This window comes from Streptomyces sp. NPDC033165 (genome assembly GCF_055577965.1).
Window position 1 is genome coordinate 211,968 of sequence record NZ_JBVIPK010000003.1, and the last position, 16,700, is coordinate 228,667.

Annotated in this window: 16 protein-coding genes and 1 tRNA gene; 9 read left to right on the forward strand and 8 right to left on the reverse strand. The window is 69.7% G+C overall.

Annotated features, from left to right (window positions below):
• Window positions 1–83: 83 nt before the first annotated feature.
• Complete coding sequence (gene nth, locus ACZ5WC_RS08705; protein ID WP_069735622.1) at window positions 84–830, reverse strand: endonuclease III; 747 nt, start codon at window positions 828–830, stop codon at window positions 84–86.
• A gap of 466 nt (window positions 831–1,296) precedes the next feature.
• Here nth and ACZ5WC_RS08710 point away from each other — a divergent pair, with 466 nt between their 5' ends.
• Complete coding sequence (locus ACZ5WC_RS08710) at window positions 1,297–1,971, forward strand: Crp/Fnr family transcriptional regulator (protein WP_003967450.1); 675 nt, start codon at window positions 1,297–1,299, stop codon at window positions 1,969–1,971.
• A gap of 145 nt (window positions 1,972–2,116) precedes the next feature.
• On the opposite strand, the gene ACZ5WC_RS08715 is transcribed toward ACZ5WC_RS08710, so the two are convergent.
• The 4 genes from ACZ5WC_RS08715 to ACZ5WC_RS08730 form a co-directional block, all read right to left on the reverse strand.
• Complete coding sequence (locus ACZ5WC_RS08715; protein ID WP_468540133.1) at window positions 2,117–2,947, reverse strand: MBL fold metallo-hydrolase; 831 nt, start codon at window positions 2,945–2,947, stop codon at window positions 2,117–2,119.
• Window positions 2,944–3,858 carry an NUDIX hydrolase gene (locus ACZ5WC_RS08720; RefSeq protein WP_468540134.1) on the reverse strand — a complete coding sequence of 305 codons (915 nt, stop codon included), beginning with the start codon at window positions 3,856–3,858 and terminating at the stop codon, window positions 2,944–2,946. The genes ACZ5WC_RS08715 and ACZ5WC_RS08720 overlap by 4 nt, the downstream gene beginning before the upstream one ends.
• A 143-nt stretch (window positions 3,859–4,001) precedes the next feature.
• Window positions 4,002–4,472 carry a RidA family protein gene (locus ACZ5WC_RS08725; RefSeq protein ID WP_073874577.1) on the reverse strand — a complete coding sequence of 157 codons (471 nt, stop codon included), beginning with the start codon at window positions 4,470–4,472 and terminating at the stop codon, window positions 4,002–4,004.
• Window positions 4,472–4,630, reverse strand: coding sequence for a DUF4177 domain-containing protein (locus ACZ5WC_RS08730; protein ID WP_003967454.1), 159 nt, complete (start codon window positions 4,628–4,630; stop codon window positions 4,472–4,474). The genes ACZ5WC_RS08725 and ACZ5WC_RS08730 overlap by 1 nt, the downstream gene beginning before the upstream one ends.
• A gap of 72 nt (window positions 4,631–4,702) precedes the next feature.
• On the opposite strand from ACZ5WC_RS08730, the gene bagA reads away from it, so the two are divergent.
• Both bagA and bagB read left to right on the forward strand, forming a co-directional pair.
• Entirely contained in the window at window positions 4,703–5,677 is a 975-nt protein-coding gene (gene bagA / locus ACZ5WC_RS08735) for an ATPase BagA (protein ID WP_468540135.1), read from the forward strand.
• A complete protein-coding gene (gene bagB / locus ACZ5WC_RS08740) occupies window positions 5,674–7,194 on the forward strand; it encodes an ATPase BagB (RefSeq protein ID WP_468540136.1) in 1,521 nt (506 codons plus the stop codon). The genes bagA and bagB overlap by 4 nt, the downstream gene beginning before the upstream one ends.
• 68 nt (window positions 7,195–7,262) lie before the next feature.
• Here bagB and ACZ5WC_RS08745 read toward each other — a convergent pair whose 3' ends face one another.
• Entirely contained in the window at window positions 7,263–7,613 is a 351-nt protein-coding gene (locus ACZ5WC_RS08745; RefSeq protein ID WP_006126397.1) for a WhiB family transcriptional regulator, read from the reverse strand.
• A 439-nt stretch (window positions 7,614–8,052) separates the two neighbouring features.
• Here ACZ5WC_RS08745 and ACZ5WC_RS08750 point away from each other — a divergent pair, with 439 nt between their 5' ends.
• Complete coding sequence (locus tag ACZ5WC_RS08750) at window positions 8,053–10,335, forward strand: transglycosylase domain-containing protein (protein WP_468540137.1); 2,283 nt, start codon at window positions 8,053–8,055, stop codon at window positions 10,333–10,335.
• A 99-nt stretch (window positions 10,336–10,434) separates the two neighbouring features.
• On the opposite strand, the gene ACZ5WC_RS08755 is transcribed toward ACZ5WC_RS08750, so the two are convergent.
• The gene (locus ACZ5WC_RS08755) at window positions 10,435–10,899 is read right to left on the reverse strand and encodes a GatB/YqeY domain-containing protein (protein WP_096622891.1); all 465 of its coding nucleotides are present in this window, start codon (window positions 10,897–10,899) and stop codon (window positions 10,435–10,437) included.
• Window positions 10,900–10,998: 99 nt separating this feature from the next.
• Here ACZ5WC_RS08755 and ACZ5WC_RS08760 point away from each other — a divergent pair, with 99 nt between their 5' ends.
• The 5 genes from ACZ5WC_RS08760 (at window position 10,999) to ACZ5WC_RS08780 (ending at window position 15,613) form a co-directional block, all read left to right on the forward strand.
• Window positions 10,999–11,937 (forward strand): metallophosphoesterase, encoded by a 939-nt coding sequence (locus ACZ5WC_RS08760; RefSeq protein WP_468540138.1) that lies wholly within the window; start codon window positions 10,999–11,001, stop codon window positions 11,935–11,937.
• A 275-nt stretch (window positions 11,938–12,212) separates the two neighbouring features.
• Window positions 12,213–12,947, forward strand: a complete 735-nt coding sequence (locus ACZ5WC_RS08765) for a Pr6Pr family membrane protein (RefSeq protein WP_468540139.1) — start codon at window positions 12,213–12,215, stop codon at window positions 12,945–12,947.
• Window positions 12,948–12,975: 28 nt separating this feature from the next.
• A tRNA-Pro gene (locus tag ACZ5WC_RS08770) sits at window positions 12,976–13,049 on the forward strand.
• A gap of 1,163 nt (window positions 13,050–14,212) precedes the next feature.
• Window positions 14,213–14,455 (forward strand): hypothetical protein, encoded by a 243-nt coding sequence (locus tag ACZ5WC_RS08775; protein ID WP_468540140.1) that lies wholly within the window; start codon window positions 14,213–14,215, stop codon window positions 14,453–14,455.
• Window positions 14,456–14,515: 60 nt separating this feature from the next.
• Entirely contained in the window at window positions 14,516–15,613 is a 1,098-nt protein-coding gene (locus tag ACZ5WC_RS08780) for a helix-turn-helix domain-containing protein (protein ID WP_468540141.1), read from the forward strand.
• A gap of 155 nt (window positions 15,614–15,768) precedes the next feature.
• Here the strand turns inward: ACZ5WC_RS08780 and ACZ5WC_RS08785 are convergent, their stop codons facing one another.
• Window positions 15,769–16,527, reverse strand: coding sequence for a DUF899 family protein (locus ACZ5WC_RS08785; RefSeq protein WP_468540142.1), 759 nt, complete (start codon window positions 16,525–16,527; stop codon window positions 15,769–15,771).
• Window positions 16,528–16,700 lie beyond the last annotated feature (173 nt).

Here is a 16,700-nt window from a genome sequence, read left to right on the forward strand (position 1 = left end):
GCCTGTCGTCGGCCATTTCGTTCCGAGCCGTTCCGTCCTGAAGGAGTGCGGTGCCGCCCTGGGCTGTCCGGAAGGCGTGGCCCTCACCCGGCTCCCAGCGCGGGTGCGGGCTTGCCCGGGTAGTCGGCGGGCGGACTGAGCCGCTGGCCCGGATAGCCGCCCATCTCGTACTTCAGCAGCTTCCTGGCCTTCTCCGGATCGGTCTCGCCCTCCCCGTACGACGGGCAGAGCGGGGCGATGGGGCAGGCGCCGCAGGCGGGCTTACGGGCGTGGCAGATGCGGCGGCCGTGGAACACCACCCGGTGCGAGAGCATCGTCCACTCGCTCTTCGGGAAGATCCCGGCGACCACCGCCTCGACCTTCACCGGGTCCTCCTCGTCCGTCCACTTCCAGCGCCGCACGAGGCGGCCGAAGTGCGTGTCGACAGTGATTCCAGGGACGCCGAAAGCATTGCCCAGAACGACATTGGCGGTCTTGCGGCCGACCCCGGGCAGCTTGACGAGATCCTCCAGCCGCCCCGGGACCTCGCCGCCGAACTCGTCCCGGAGAGCGGCCGAGAGGCCGAGCAGGGACTTGGTCTTGGCCCGGAAGAACCCGGTCGGCCGGATGATCTCCTCCATCTCCTCCGGCACGGCCGCCGCCATGTCCTCCGGCGTGGGATAGGCGGCGAACAGCGCGGGAGTCGTCTGGTTGACCCTCAGGTCGGTGGTCTGGGCGGAGAGGACCGTGGCCACGAGGAGCTCGAAGGGGTTACGGAAGTCCAGCTCGGGATGGGCGTACGGATACACCTCGGCGAGCTCGCGGTTGATCCGGCGCGCCCGGCGGACCATCGCGAGGTGCGACTCCGCCTTCGGCTCCTTGCGCGCTGTCGCCGCCTTGGCCGTAGCTGCTTCGGCCGAAGCCGCCGTGGCGGGTTTGGCAGGCTTGGCGGGCGTTGACGATGACACTGCGGACCTCCTGGCCGACTTCCGGAGGGGTCCCCCCGGCTCTCCGGGGGAGCCATTCGCGGCATTCTCCGGGCTCGACCGGGGCTGTTCGCCCACAGCTGAATCACGGTCCTTCAGCACCCCGTCAGCCCCCTCGGCCTGCGCTCTCCCCGGCATTCTGGACACCCGGCCAGCCTAGAGCCAGCCACCGACAACCACCCCTGACACCGCATATCCACCCCCGATCGGCCCCCTGCCGTAGGGTCCGGCACGCCCGTGCGTCAAACTGGTTTGTGATTGATCGCACTGTTTTACCGTCCGGCATGATGGGGACCACGGTTCCCTGGACAGGCCGACAAGGAGAGAACTCGTGGACGACGTTCTGCGGCGCGCCCCGCTTTTCGCGGCGCTCGATGATGAGCAGGCCGCGGAGCTCCGCGCCTCGATGAGTGAGGTGACCCTCGCGCGCGGAGACGCGCTGTTCCACGAGGGCGACCAGGGTGACCGCCTGTACGTGGTCACCGAGGGCAAGGTGAAGCTCCACCGCACCTCACCCGACGGGCGCGAGAACATGCTGGCCGTGCTCGGCCCCGGCGAGCTGATCGGAGAGCTGTCGCTCTTCGACCCGGGCCCGCGTACGGCGACCGCCTCCGCACTGACCGAGGTCAAGCTCCTCGGCCTCGGCCACGGCGACCTCCAGCCCTGGCTGAACGCCCGGCCCGAGGTGGCCACCGCGCTGCTGCGCGCGGTCGCCCGACGGCTGCGCAAGACCAACGACCAGATGTCCGACCTGGTCTTCTCCGATGTGCCGGGCCGCGTCGCCCGTGCCCTCCTGGACCTGTCGCGCCGCTTCGGCGTGCAGTCGGAGGAAGGCATCCACGTCGTGCACGACCTCACCCAGGAGGAGCTGGCCCAGCTGGTCGGCGCCTCCCGCGAGACGGTCAACAAGGCCCTCGCGGACTTCGCGGGCCGCGGCTGGCTCCGCCTGGAGGCCCGCGCGGTCATCCTGCTGGACGTGGAGCGGCTGGCGAAGCGCTCGCGCTGACCCCGTGCGCCGACCCGCGACCCGCGTGATGTGAAGCTCGCGCTGACTCCGTGAGCCGACGCGCGTGATGTGAGCTGGCACGAGGGCCCCGCCGACCGGAGTACGCACCGGTCGGCGGGGCACTCGCGTTCGGGCGGTCTGCCCCTCAGATCAGCCCGTGCTCGCTCAGGTACTCCAGCTGTGCCCGTACCGACAGCTCGGCGGCCGGCCACAGGGAGCGGTCCACGTCGGCGTACACCTGGGCCACCACCTCCGACGGCGTACGGTGCCCGGCCTCCACCGCCGTCTCCACCTGGGCCAGCCGGTGCGCGCGGTGGGCCAGGTAGAACTCCACGGCCCCCTGCGCGTCCTCCAGCACCGGCCCGTGGCCCGGCAGCACCGTGTGGACGCCGTCGTCCACCGTCAGCGACCGCAGCCGCCTGAGGGAGTCCAGGTAGTCGCCGAGCCGCCCGTCCGGGTGGGCGACCACCGTCGTACCGCGGCCGAGGATCGTGTCGCCCGTCAGCACCGCCCGGTCGGCGGGCAGATGGAACGAGAGCGAGTCCGCGGTGTGCCCGGGCGTCGGGACCACGCGCAGCTCCAGGCCGCCCGTGGTGATCACGTCGCCCGCCGCGAGGCCCTCGTCGCCCAGTCGCAGCGCCGCGTCCAGGGCCCGTACCTTCGTCCGCGTCAGCTCCGCGAACCGGCCCGCGCCCTCCGCGTGATCGGGGTGGCCGTGCGTGAGCAGCGTGAGGCCCACGCGCCGCCCGGACCGCTCCACAGCCTCGATCACGGCCGTCAGGTGGACGTCGTCGAGCGGCCCGGGGTCGATGACGACGGCGAGATCGGAGCCGGGCTCGGCGACGATCCAGGTGTTCGTACCGTCGAGGGTCATCGCGGACGGGTTCGGCGCCAGTACGTTGACCGTCCGGGCGGTCGCGGGTCCGGAGGTCACGGCTCCGCGCGGCTGTCCGGGGAGGGCGGCTGCGTCGGTCATGCCGCACCCCCGTCCTCGCCCGCCGCGGGTTCCTCGCCCGCCGTGGACACGTGCTTGGTGAACTCGTCGTGTCCGGGCCAGCTCAGCACCAGCTCATCCCCCTCCAGGCGGGCCTGCGCGAGTACGGGAGTCAGATCCTGGACGTCCGCCGCCCCGAGCGCCCCGGAGGCCGTCCTGAACGGCGTCAGGGCCCGCAGCGTCGACACGGTGGGCGGCATCATCAGCAGCTCGCCCGCGTCGTAGCGGCGGGCGGCCTCCGCCGGAGCGATCCACACCGTACGGTCCGCCTCGGTGGAGACGGCACGGGTGCGCTGCCCCTCGGGGAGCACGGCGACGAAGAACCAGGTGTCGTAGCGGCGCGGTTCGAACTCCGGGGTGATCCAGCGCGCCCAGGCGCCCAGCAGGTCCGAACGCAGCACCAGGCCCCGCCGGTCCAGGAACTCCGCGAAGGACAGGTCGCGGGCCACCAGCGCCTCGCGGTCGGCCTCCCAGTCCGCCCCGGTCGTATCGCTGACCACGCTCCCGGCGGTCGGCCCGGCGAGCAGGACGCCCGCCTCCTCGAAGGTCTCGCGCACCGCCGCGCAGACGATGGCCTGCGCCTCGGTGACCGACGCGACGCCGAGCCGGGCGGCCCACTGCTCCAACGAGGGCCCGGCCCACCCGATCAGCCGGTCGTCGTCACGCGGATCGACTCCGCCACCCGGATAGGCGTACGCGCCTCCGGCGAAGGCCATGGAGGTCCGGCGGCGCAGCATGTGCACGACAGGCCCGCGCCCCGCGCTCCGCGCCCCCTGATCACGGAGCAGCATCACCGTGGCGGCCCGCCGGGGCTTCGCGGGCGTCAGCTCACCGGCGGCGAGGGCCCGGATCCGGTCGGGCCATTCCGGGGGGTACCACTGACCTTGGGACATGGCCGGAGGCTATCCGGAACCGCGCCGATGTTCGAGAGGCGCCGTGATCACCACAGCGGCCCGACCGGCCCCGTACACACACGATCCCGCCCGGTCGCGGGGACCGGACGGGATCAGGAGGCACATCGGAAGGTGCGTACGGCTCAGGCCTCGACGAGCTCCACCTGGACCTCGACCTCGACCGGGGCGTCCAGCGGCAGTACCGCCACGCCCACCGCGCTGCGGGCGTGCACGCCCTTGTCGCCGAGGACCGCGCCCAGCAGCTCGCTGGCACCGTTGATCACGGCGGGCTGGCCGGTGAAGTCGGAGGCCGAGGCGACGAAGCCCACCACCTTCACCACACGCTTGATCCGGTCCAGGTCACCGGCGACGGACTTCACGGCGGCGAGGGCGTTGAGCGCGCAGGTCCTCGCGAGCTCCTTCGCCTCGTCCGGTGTGACCTCGGCGCCGACCTTGCCGGTGACGGCGAGCTTGCCGTCCACCATCGGCAGCTGGCCGGAGGTGTACACGTACACGCCGGACTGCACGGCCGGCTGGTACGAGGCCAGCGGCGGCACGACGGCGGGCAGGGTCAGCCCGAGTTCGGCGAGCTGCGCCTCGACAGCGCCCGCCACTACGCCTTCTCCCGCTTCAGGTAGGCCACGAGCTGCTCGGGGTTGTTCGGGCCGGGAACGACCTGGACCAGCTCCCAGCCGTCCTCGCCCCAGGTGTCCAGAATCTGCTTGGTCGCGTGCACGAGAAGGGGCACGGTCGCGTATTCCCACTTGGTCATGGGCCCGACTGTAATGCCTCGCACGTACGGTCCCGTGCGTAGCCCGGGGCTGGACTGGTTAGGCTCGAATACGTGAGCAGGTTCCAGGTCGTCAGCGGCAAGGGCGGTACCGGTAAGACCACGGTCGCCGCCGCCCTCGCGCTCTCCCTCGCGACCGAGGGCAGGCGCACCCTCCTCGTCGAGGTCGAGGGCAGGCAGGGCATCGCCCAGCTCTTCGATTCCGACGCGCTCCCCTACGAGGAGCGCAAGATCGCCGTAGCGCCGGGCGGCGGCGAGGTGTACGCGCTGGCGATCGACGCCGAACGCGCGCTCCTCGACTACCTCCAGATGTTCTACAAGCTCGGCGGCGCGGGCCGGGCGCTGAAGAAACTCGGCGCGATCGACTTCGCCACCACCATCGCGCCCGGCGTCCGGGACGTCCTGCTGACCGGCAAGGCCTGCGAAGCCGTACGCCGCAAGGACAAACAGGGCCGGTTCGTCTACGACCACGTCATCATGGACGCCCCGCCGACCGGCCGCATCACCCGCTTCCTCAACGTGAACGACGAGGTCGCCGGGCTGGCGAAGATCGGCCCGATACACAACCAGGCGCAGGCCGTGATGCGGGTCCTGAAGTCCCCGCAGACCGCGGTCCACCTGGTGACGCTCCTGGAGGAGATGCCGGTCCAGGAGACCGCGGACGGCATCGCCGAGCTGCGCGCCGCCGAACTGCCCGTGGGCCGCGTGATCGTGAACATGGTCCGCCCGCACCTGCTGGACGAGGACGCCCTGCGCACCGCGGCGGGCGGCCGCCGCAAGGAGATCGCCAAGACGCTGACCCGGGCCGGAGTGACCGGTTCCGCCGCCCTCGTACGCCCTCTGGTCGAACAGGCGGCCGAGCACGCCGAGCGCGTCGGCCTGGAGCGGGAGCAGCGCGCGGTGCTGGCCGGACTCGGCCTGCCGACGGCGGAGCTCCCGCTGATCGGCGACGGGGTGGACCTGGCCGCGCTGCACGTTCTGGCCACGGAGCTCCGTAAGCAGGGCGCGGGGGAAGAGGGAGACGTATGACAGCGGGCACACCCGGCACGGATGCGGCCGGACTGGACAGGGACGCGCGCCCGGGCACCGGTACGTCCCCCGGCACGGACACGGATACGTCCACGGACGTCGATACCTCCACGGACACGGACACTGGCACTGGCACTGGCACGTCCCCGGACATCGATACGTCCCTGGACACGGACGCGCTGCTGGACGACCCGGGCATCCGGATCGTCGTGTGCTGCGGCTCCGGCGGGGTCGGCAAGACCACGACCGCCGCCGCCCTCGGCGTACGGGCCGCCGAGCGTGGCCGGAAGGTCGTCGTCCTCACCATCGACCCGGCCCGCCGCCTCGCCCAGTCCATGGGCATCGACCGGCTGGACAACGTCCCCCGGCGGGTCGACGGCATCGCGGGCGACGGCGAACTGCACGCCATGATGCTCGACATGAAGCGGACCTTCGACGAGACCGTCGAGGCGCACGCGGACGCCGAACGGGCCAGGGCGATCCTGGAGAACCCCTTCTACCAGTCCCTGTCGGCCGGGTTCGCCGGTACGCAGGAGTACATGGCGATGGAGAAGCTCGGGCAGCTGCGGGCGCGCGACGAGTGGGACCTGATCATCGTCGACACCCCTCCCTCGCGCTCCGCGCTGGACTTCCTGGACGCGCCGAAGCGGCTCGGTTCGTTCCTCGACGGGAAGTTCATCCGGCTGCTGATGGCGCCCGCGAAGGTGGGCGGCCGGGCCGGGATGAAGTTCCTCAATGTCGGTATGTCGATGATGAGCGGAACGCTGGGCAAGCTGCTCGGCGGCCAGTTCCTGCGGGACGTCCAGACGTTCGTCGCCGCGATGGACACCATGTTCGGCGGCTTCCGCAGCCGCGCGGACGCCACGTACAAGCTGCTCCAGGCGCCCGGCACGGCCTTTCTCGTGGTCGCGACGCCGGAGCAGGACGCGCTGCGCGAGGCCGCCTACTTCGTGGAGCGGCTGGCTGCCGAGGACATGCCGCTGGCCGGTCTCGTCCTCAACCGCGTGCACGGCAGTGAGGCTTCACGGCTCTCCGCCGAACAGGCCCTGGCCGCCGCAGAAAATCTTGACGACGCCCGCATTGTGGATCAGAGGGCCGGGAAAGCTGGCCTTGGTGACCAGCAAGCCCCCGACCCGGCCGTCACCGCTCCCGACACGACCGAGCCGCCCCACAAGAACGACGGGAACCACGAGAAGCACGACGGGGACCGCACAAAACACGAGGGCCAGGACCACGAGGACCACGAGAACATCGCGGGCCCCGGGACCACCTCTGCCGAGGAACTGACGATCGAGGAACTGACGTCAGGTCTGCTGCGCCTGCACTCCGAGCGCATGCAGGTCGTGGCCCGCGAACGCCGTACACGCGACCGCTTCGCGGCCCGGCACCCCGAGGTGCCGGTGACCGCTGTGGCGGCGCTGCCCGGCGATGTGCACGACCTGGACGGCCTCCGGGCCATCGGCGACCGCCTGGCGGCCGGTTCCGGTTCCGCCCCGGCTCCGGCCGGAGCGGCGTAGGCGCTTGAGCCGGAGCGGCGCAGGCGCTTGCCGAAGGCGGCGCGGGTGCGCCTGCCCCGGAAGGCCGCCTACCCCACAGCGGCGTACGTCTCGTGCAGCTCCTCGTCCTCCAGCCCGATGACTCCGGGCAGAATGCCGGTGGACCGCTCGTACTCGCTACGTGCGGTCTCCAGCAGTCGGCGCCAGGACGTGACGGTCGGCCGGCGGCGCAGCAGTGCGCGGCGCTCCCGTTCCGTCATTCCACCCCACACGCCGAACTCGACGCGATTGTCCAGCGCGTCGGCCAGGCACTCGGTCCGCACCGGGCATCCGGTACACACCGCCTTGGCCCTGTTCTGCGCTGCCCCTTGTACGAACAGTTCATCCGGATCGGTAGTGCGGCAGGCTGCCTGCGCACTCCAGTCGGTTACCCAGCCCATGCCGGCGCCGTCCTCTCCCGAATCGAGGCTCCCCCACGGCGGTAGCGGCATATTCACCGCTGCCAGTTGAGGACGTTACGGAAGGTGGGGACAGCACAACACCCCCTTCGGGCCCAATCTTGAATGGTCCGAACGGACTATGCGTATGCGGCAGATCACCCAGGGGAGTGATGCGAGGACATGAGCGACTATCGCCACCAAAGCGGGACAGTCCACTCAAGTCGCAACGGACTTTCGACGACATTCGGGGCGATTCGGGAGCGCCACGATGCGTGTGTGAAAGGCGATGTGGCTGCGCATCGGCCAGGGGAAGAATGACCAGAAGACGCGCATGGGGCTGCAGGGGGCTTGATACGGAACCGGACTGCTGTGACAGTTGAGAGCAGCTTAGGCCAAGGCCTATACGCGTGTCCGGCGAATGAGAACGTAGGCTGCCCCCATGCCAAAGACGCGCTCGGGCGGGGGTCTCACCACGACCCAGCAGGCCGCCAAGTTCCTCGGTGTCGCCGCGCTCTCCGGAGCTGTGCTGGCAGGCATCGCGCTGCCCGCAGCCGGAGCGCTGGGGCTCGCCGCAAAGGGGACGGTCGAAGGGTTCGACGAGATCCCCTCCAACCTCAAGACTCCGCCGCTCAGTCAGCGGACCACGATCCTGGACCGCGAAGGCGGCGCCATCGCGACGGTCTACTCACGTGACCGCACGGTCGTCCCGCTCAAGGACATCTCGCCCTACATGCAGGACGCGATCATCGCGATCGAGGACTCCCGCTTCTACGAGCACGGGGCGGTCGACCTCAAGGGCATCCTGCGGGCGTTGAACCGCAACGTCCAGGCGGGCGGGACCGCGCAGGGCGCGTCGACGCTCACCCAGCAGTACGTGAAGAACGTCTTCGTCGAGGAGGCGGGCGACGACCCGGAGAAGGTCGCCGAGGCCACCCAGCAGACGCTCGGCCGCAAGATCCGCGAGCTGAAGTACGCGATCCAGGTCGAGGAGGAGCTCGGCAAGAAGAAGATCCTGGAGAACTACCTCAACATCACGTTCTTCGGGCAGCAGGCGTACGGCGTCGAAGCCGCGTCCCAGCGCTACTTCTCCAAGCACGCCAAGGACCTCAAGCTGGAGGAGGCCGCGCTGCTCGCCGGCCTCGTGCAGTCACCGAGCCGCTACGACCCGGTCAACGACACGGAGGAAGCGACCAAGCGCCGCAACATCGTCCTGACCCGGATGGCCGCGGTCAAGAGCATCTCGCGGGCCGAGGCCGAGAAGGCCATGGAGAAGCCCGTCAAGCTGAAGGTCTCCCGGCCGAAGAACGGCTGCATCACCGCCGTCAGCGGCTCCGGCTTCTTCTGCGACTACGTCCGCAAGACGATCCTGACCGACCCCGCCTTCGGCAAGACCGACGAGGAGCGGGCCAAGCTCTGGAACCTCGGCGGTCTGACCATCCGGACGACGCTGGACCCGCGCACCCAGAAGGCGGCCAACGAGGCCGCCACCGCGAAGGTCAACAAGGACGACAAGTTCGCGGCATCCGTGGTACAGGTCCAGCCGGGCAGCGGCAAGATCCTCTCCATGGGCCAGTCCCGCCCGTACGGCCTGGACCAGACGCAGAACGAGACCGTGCTCAACCTCGCCGTCAGCAACAAGATGGGCGGCAGCACGTACGGCTTCCAGGTCGGCTCGACGTTCAAGCCGTTCACCGCGGCCGCGGCGCTGGAGAAGGGCATCAGCCCGGCGACGACGTTCACTACGGACTGGAAGCTGACGGTGAAGGAGCGGGACTTCCGGAACTGCACCGGCTCCCCGGCCGGTTACGCGGACTGGAATCTCGTGAACGAGCTGAAGTCCGAAAAGGGCACCTGGGACATGACGAGCGCGCTCGGCAAGTCCATCAACACCTACTTCGCGCTGCTGGAGCAGAAGGCCGGCCTCTGCGAGACCGTGGAGATGGCCAAGAAGGTCGGCTACGAGCGCGGTGACGGCAAGAAGATCGACGAGTACCCCTCGATCACCCTCGGCGGCGAGGTGAGCACCCCGCTCTCCATGGCCGGCGCCTACGCGGCGTTCGCCAACCGGGGAACGTACTGCACGCCGATCGCCATCGAGTCGATCACCGACCCGAACGGCAAGAAGCTCGACGTCCCCCGGACGCAGTGCTCACGAGCGATGAGCGAGAAGACCGCGGACACCATCAACCAGATGCTCAAGGGCGTCGTCGAGGACGGCACCGGTACACAGGCCGGGCTGAGCGACCGGGACAACGCGGGCAAGACCGGTACGACCAACGACCGCAAGGACGCCTGGTTCGTCGGGTACACGCCGAACCTCTCGACCGCGGTGTGGGTGGGCGACGACATCGGCGAGAAGAGCTCGATGTTCAACGTCACCATCGGTGGCCAGTGGTACCCCAAGGTCTGCGGCGGCTGCCTCCCCGGCCCGATCTGGAAGATCGCCATGACCGGCGCACTGGACGCGTCCGAGACCCCCTCCTTCAACCCGGTCTCCGTCCCCCGCGCGAAGGAGAAAGAGGACAAGGAGAAGGGCGACCGCGACCGGAACCGGGACCGGGACCGGGACCGCGGGAACGAGGACCGCGGGAACGAGGACCGCGAGGACGACAAGCCCGGCCGTGACGACCCGTTCCCCGGCATCGAGCTCCCGGAGAGCGTGATCGGCGGACCGGGCGGCGGCGGACCGCGCGGGCAGGGCAACGGCTCGGAAGGCCCCTGACCCGTACGCGTACGCACACAGGAAAAGCGGTGGGGCGCCCCGGTCACGGACCGGGGCGCCCCACCCTTTTCTGTTCCGGTTCTGTTCCGGCCGCGAACCTCAGCCCGCGAGGAGCTTCTTCACCGCGGCGGCCACCCGGCCGCCCTCCGCGAGCCCGGCGACCTTCGGATTGACGATCTTCATGACGGCGCCCATCGCGCGCGGCCCCTCGGCGCCGGCGGCCTTCGCCTCCTCGACGGCGGACGCCACGACCGCGTTCAGCTCGTCGTCGCTGAGCTGCTTGGGGAGGTAGCTGTCGAGCAGCTCGCCCTCCGCCTTCTCCCGCTCGGCCTGCTCGGTCCGGCCGCCCTGGGCGAAGGCCTCGGCCGCCTCACGGCGCTTCTTCGCCTCCCTGGCGATCACCTTCTGCACCTCGTCGTCGGAGAGCTCACGCGCCGACTTGCCGCTGACCTCTTCCTTGGTGATCGCGGTGAGGGTGAGCCGAAGGGTGGACGAGGTCAGCTCGTCACGCGCCTTCATGGCCGTGTGGAGGTCTTCCTTGAGCTTGGACTTGAGCGTGGTCATGCCGCGATTGTGACAGGTGCGGGGCCCGGGCCGCCCACGGGTTTTCCGCCGCCTCCAGCGGTTTTCCGCTCACCGTGCCGCTTCTGCGACGATGGACGCATGCGCGCACGCTACGGAGTACTCCTGAAAGTCACGGCAGTCGGCGCGGCGGTCGGCGCTGCCGGACTCGCCTACGCCGCCGGATTCGAGGCCCGCTCGTTCCGGCTGCGCCGGGTCACCGTTCCCGTACTCCCGCACGGGGCCCGCCCGTTGCGCGTGCTCCAGGTCTCCGACATCCACATGGTGAGCGGTCAGCGCAAGAAGCGCGCCTGGCTCCAGTCGCTGGCGGGCCTGCGCCCGGACTTCGTGGTGAACACGGGCGACAACCTGTCCGACCCGGACGCGGTGCCCGAGGTGCTGGACGCGCTCGGCCCGCTGATGGAGTACCCCGGGGTGTACGTCTTCGGCTCCAACGACTACTACGGCCCCAGGCTGCGCAACCCTGGCCGCTACCTCCTGGAGAAGATCCAGGGCAAGCACGGCCTCAACGGCAACGAGCCCGCGGTCGGCGTCGTCCACAACCCGTGGGAGCCGATGCGCGACGCCTTCGACGAGGCGGGCTGGCTGGACCTGTCGAACACCCGGGGCCGGCTCAAGCTCGACGGCCTGGAGCTGGCGTTCACCGGTCTGGACGACCCGCACATCAAGCGGGACCGTTACGCCGAGGTCCAGGGCGGACCGGAGGCCGGCGCCGACCTCTCCATCGGCGTGGTCCACGCCCCGTACCTGCGCTCCCTGGACGCCTTCACCGCCGACGGCTACCCCTTGATCCTGGCGGGCCACACCCACGGCGGCCAGCTGTGCATCCCGTTCTACGGGGCCCTGGTCACCAACTGCGACCTGGACACCGACCGGGTGAAGGGCCTGTCCAGCCACACGGTCGGCGACCAGCGCGCCTACCTCCACGTCTCCGCGGGCTGCGGCACCAACCGCTACACCCCGGTCCGCTTCGCCTGCCCGCCCGAGGCCACGCTGCTGACGCTGACCCCGAAGGCCTGAGCGGCGCCTCAGGGCTGTCCCGTATCCCTATCCCTGGTGGATCGGCCGCGCGGCGTCGGATGCGGTGCTTCGCGAGGCGGAGGGACGTCTGATACGGGATGCACGGGATGCATTCGGGCGTTCCGACAACGCGGCGAGGCTCCGTAGCTGCTGTCGTACGCCCGCCAGGGATCAGTCGTGCGCCCGCCAGGGATCGAGGGACAGCCCTCAGGGGGCGATGCCGGTCGGCGAGCGACGAATCGCGGGGGTCTTCCCACCCGCATACGGTACGAATCATGACCGCCCCCAGGACCGCCCTGCTCCCCCGCCCCCGGGCGGCAGAGGTGCTCCCGGCGCCCCCCGGCACCCCGCCCCGCCGATGGACCGCCGCCCTGTGCGCGCTGGTGTGCGCGACGGGAGCCGCGGGCCCGCTGACCGCCCTGGTGACCGGGGACCGCGCGGCAGCCCTGACGCACTTCACCCCCCTGGCGAACCTGCTGGTGGCGGGAGCCTTCGGCTGGTCGGCCGTACGCGCCTGGCGGGGCGGCCGACCGCTGCCGCCGAGGCTGTCCGGCGGGGTGCTCCTGCTCGTCGCGGTGAGCGCGCTGATGTACCACCTGGTGCTGGTCAACTACGCCCCCGATCCCCCCGGGCCCCCCACGAGCCTCCTGCTCCACACGGTGACCCCCATCACCGTGGCCGCCCACTGGCTTCTGCTGACCACGCCCCGCACCCTGCGCCTGGCCCACATCCCCCTGTGGCTCCTGGCCCCCCTGGCCTACCTGGCCCTCACCCTGGCCCGCGGCGCCCTGCTCTCCCCCGGCAGCCGGGCCCGCTACCCGTACCCGTTCCTCGACGTCGACACGTACGGCTACGCCGGAGTCCTCACCCAGGCCACGGCCCTGGGCCTCCTCTTCGCAGCCCTCGGCGTCCTGCTCACCGCCGCGGACCACCTCCGGCCGAACACGGCGGGGTGGCTCCAGGCCCGGAGAAACCGGATTTCGCCTCCGGCCGCTGGTGGGCTAAAGTAATCGATGTCGCCGGGAGTCCGGTGGACATCGGGGTGTAGCGCAGCTTGGCAGCGCGCTTCGTTCGGGACGAAGAGGTCGTGGGTTCAAATCCCGCCACCCCGACAGCTGAAACACCAGGTCAGGGGCCTGATCCGCGAGAGCGGGTCGGGCCCCTGACAGGTTTCTGGAGATCGTTTGGGAGAAACCGAGAGAGGATCTTGGTCGGGCTCTCCCAGGGGGTGACCGGTAAGGACGTCTCAAGTGCGGCGGCTGAGGGCACTCGGACCTGCGCGTTCGCGAATCCAGCCTCGCGGTCGTCCGGGAACGCCATGCAGCCCACCTCAACCGCCTCTGAAAATCACGACACACGGCAGTCCATCACTCAGCGCGTCCCCACGACCACGCCCGCGCGCTCGCCCCTCGCGTGCGGGCCTTGCGGGAGGGGCGAGCGTGGTCGCGGGAGCGGCTCGCCAAGGAAGTCGGCATCGCCGTAGAAACGCTGGCCCGGCTTGAGGGCTAGGGAGCGATCGAGCCGGGATTCTTCACCGTCGGAGCGATCGCCGAGGCACTTGAGATCTCCCTCGACGAGCCCGAACGCTCTCACCGAGCTTGCCGCGGAGAGGCATCCCGCACTCCCATGCCGAAGCAGCGGCCCACGGGGCCTCGTGCCGACATAGGCATCCGTAACACTGCGCCATGCCGCCCAAGGGGGCGCCCGGCAGTGACGCGGGATGGCCATCGACAGCGCGCCTGTGAGGCTCGGATGCACCTTGGGGGCTCGTGAGGTCAGCAGGCTCGCCGCCCCCTGCGGTGTGTCCGGCGTACCGGGCGGCGGAGACATCTCCGCCACCCGGCTGCGGCGATGCTGCGTCAACAACACCCCGCCGAGGGGTCCTGGTCCGGGTCGAGGCACAAGAAGCCCTGGAGCGCCGCGTGTTGTTCACACTCCACCGACGCTAGGGAAATGATGGCCTGCGGCGGGCTAACTACGCAACGCCTCAATGGACACCAAGGGGCAGAGAAGGGCACCTGACCAGCCGATTTACACGAAGACCGAGTTCTTCAATTTGGGCTTTACGCTCCATTTCTCGAAGAACCAGGGCGTCGATTCTTCATCTTTCGTCTGAAGGGCTACCCCCTGTCGCCCTCGCCGGTAATGATGTTCGCGGCAGGGCATCCAGCGTCAACTGGACCCTGTTGGCTCAACTTGGCTCAACTTTGTCCGGGTCGAGGAGCTGGTCGTCGCTGACGCGAGGGCCTAGCTCCGTATTAGGAATCGAGAACTCATGGCCATCATCCGTTCCCGAGCTCTCTCTCACGGGGAGCCTGCCTTCAGGCGCTATGTCCGTCAGGGTTCCGTGGCTGCAGCCCTGTGTATACGCAAGCCTCCAGCCGCCGCAGCCATTCTGGCTTTGGTGCTTGCGGGAGTGAGCTTGCTGGTCATGATCGGCTGCACACCTCACGTCGCTGTCGCGACGGTGGCGGCCAGCGGGATCGTCGCCGCCGACCTTCGCCTGCGCCTGTCCTGACCACGGTGGGCGCCGGGTACGCCCGGCGCCCCGTCTCCAACGAAGGGAGGATGACCAGCCTTGGCACGTCCCAACAAAGAACTGCCCGATGAACCAAGTTTTCCGTGTGTGGCGCTCGCTGTCGAACTGCGAGCGGTGCGGAAGCGCGCCGGCCTGAGCCTCAGCCGCCTATCACAGTTGTCGGGACTGTCGACCGGCACACTGTCAATGGCACAAGGCGGAGTCAGCGTGCCCAGCGAAAAGACACTCAAGGCGTTCGTCGAAGCCTGTGGCGAGACGGACACGACTCCGTGGCTCGTCCGACGCGAGTCCGCCCTGCGTGGGGGACGTCCGGCATCGGCAGGTCCACGCACCAAGCGCATGGCTCACGACGACCGCATCCGTCCCGCGTGGCGTGGAACATGGCTGCGATGGGACAGGACCGGCAAACTGACCCCTCCTTCGCAGGCCACGGGTCCTCGAGCACTGCCCTTCTGGCTGTCCGGGCTGCGCGCCTACCGGTCGGTGTCGTTCCGCGCGATGGCCCGAGAATGCGGCTACGCACACTCCACACTTGCCGCGATGGCTGGTGGACATCAGCCGGTGACGGTACGTGGGCTGCTGGCCTTTCTCGACGCGTGCCGGGTGACGAGCTTCATGGAGAGGGTCGAGTGGCTGGATCTTTTGGAACGCACCTGTACGAGCCCTCGTCGCCGCCTTGATGCTGCGCGCGAACAAGTGCGTTTGCGTACTCTGATGTCCGGAAGAATCCCGGCTGCCTCCGGCACTGTGGCTCCCGGCCAGCAGGAAGAGGGCGACGGCAGTGCGCGCGACTGGCCGGAGCTGCCGAGGCCCGCGTGGCCGAGGCAAAGGGCCGTACACGTCGACCGGCACCTTCTCAAGGTCGACTTGCAAGCGCTGAACCGTTACTACGGTGCGCAGTTCGTTCCCCTGCTCGCACGCCATACGGGCATCAGTGTCACGACCTTGCAGCGCTACCTGCGCAATGAAGTGGGCTTTCTCGGTGCCGACCAGATGAACCGGCTGGCAGCTGCCTTGGTGAGGCTGGGAAACACGCCACCGCCCCGAGATCACCTTCATTCCGTCCTACTGCCCTTGGCCGACTGGGATCAGCGCCCCGCGCAACCTCGCCGCAGGCTCATCCCCTCACAGGCATAGGCCGGGAGTCCGGCCGCCCTGGGAGCCAACGCGCTCACGAATCCCCCGCCACGCCAACCGAGAGCAATCGAGACCTTGCCTCTGACCAACGCAAACTCCACCCGCGCTGGCAGCATCAGCGGCCGAACCCCATTCGGGACGAAGAGGTCGTGGGTTCAAATGAGGTCGTCGGAACGCCCGGCGTTGATGCGGGACCACTGGGGGATGGGGCGCCCATTGCTGCGCATGGGGTGCTCGGGGGGTACGTCCTTGTCCTGCGGCCAGCCCGGAGGTGAGTCCTCCCACTGTTCCTGGCGTCCGTACACGGTGAGGTCCATGAGCGCGTAGCTGTAGTCCATCACCTCCACGCCCCGCAGCGTCGTCCAGTACGTCTCGTAGACGCGGTCCCCGTCGCGCAGGTAGCAGACCACGTGCATCATGCCGACGCGGCGTCCGACCAGGAGCTCGTCCTTGGACGGGAGGGCCGAGTACCACGGCATGTCCCAGCCCATGAACTCCCGGTAGCGGCGGCTCTCCTCGTACGGGCCCTGGCAGAGGACCGCGTAGGTGATGTCGCGGGAGTGCAGGAAGGACAGCTCCTGGACCTGGTTGGTGACCCACGTGCAGCCCTCGCACTGGTCGGCCGCGGTGTGGCCTTCGTGCCACATGAAGTAGTAGGCGATGAGCTGCCGACGCCCTTCGAACGCGTCGAGCAGAGTGACCGTGCCGTCCGAGCCGGTCAGTTCGAGGTCGGCGGCCACCTCGACCATGGGCAGTCGGCGCCGAGCCGCGGCGATCGCATCGCCCTCCCGGGTGTACTCCTTCTCGCGGAGCCGCAGGCTGTCCAACTGGGCCTGGAAGGAGGCCCGGTCGGCCACCGGCGGCAGCGCCGGTGCGCGGTCGGGGTCCGCCGTGCTGCTGTTGCGCTCGGTCACGATCGTGTCCCGTCGTCGTACACCATCGGTCGCCCTCGGTCAGCCGAGGGCTTCCCTGATCCGCACCAGACGAGTTTTCCAGGAGATGCCGGTCCGATCCAGTTGCCTGGGCGTTGCGGCGAACCGCGGGGGCCTGGACCCCCTGGAGTGCCCCGCGTCGACGCGGGGCATCG

Coding starts and splice junctions, on each gene's coding strand:
- nth (WP_069735622.1), bottom strand. CDS start 830: ATGGTCCGCCGGGCGCGCCGGATCAACCGCGAGCTCGCCGAGGTGTAT.
- ACZ5WC_RS08715 (WP_468540133.1), bottom strand. CDS start 2,947: ATGACCGACGCAGCCGCCCTCCCCGGACAGCCGCGCGGAGCCGTGACC.
- ACZ5WC_RS08720 (WP_468540134.1), bottom strand. CDS start 3,858: ATGTCCCAAGGTCAGTGGTACCCCCCGGAATGGCCCGACCGGATCCGG.
- ACZ5WC_RS08730 (WP_003967454.1), bottom strand. CDS start 4,630: ATGACCAAGTGGGAATACGCGACCGTGCCCCTTCTCGTGCACGCGACC.
- bagB (WP_468540136.1), top strand. CDS start 5,674: ATGACAGCGGGCACACCCGGCACGGATGCGGCCGGACTGGACAGGGAC.
- ACZ5WC_RS08745 (WP_006126397.1), bottom strand. CDS start 7,613: ATGGGCTGGGTAACCGACTGGAGTGCGCAGGCAGCCTGCCGCACTACC.
- ACZ5WC_RS08750 (WP_468540137.1), top strand. CDS start 8,053: ATGCCAAAGACGCGCTCGGGCGGGGGTCTCACCACGACCCAGCAGGCC.
- ACZ5WC_RS08755 (WP_096622891.1), bottom strand. CDS start 10,899: ATGACCACGCTCAAGTCCAAGCTCAAGGAAGACCTCCACACGGCCATG.
- ACZ5WC_RS08760 (WP_468540138.1), top strand. CDS start 10,999: ATGCGCGCACGCTACGGAGTACTCCTGAAAGTCACGGCAGTCGGCGCG.
- ACZ5WC_RS08765 (WP_468540139.1), top strand. CDS start 12,213: ATGACCGCCCCCAGGACCGCCCTGCTCCCCCGCCCCCGGGCGGCAGAG.
- ACZ5WC_RS08775 (WP_468540140.1), top strand. CDS start 14,213: ATGGCCATCATCCGTTCCCGAGCTCTCTCTCACGGGGAGCCTGCCTTC.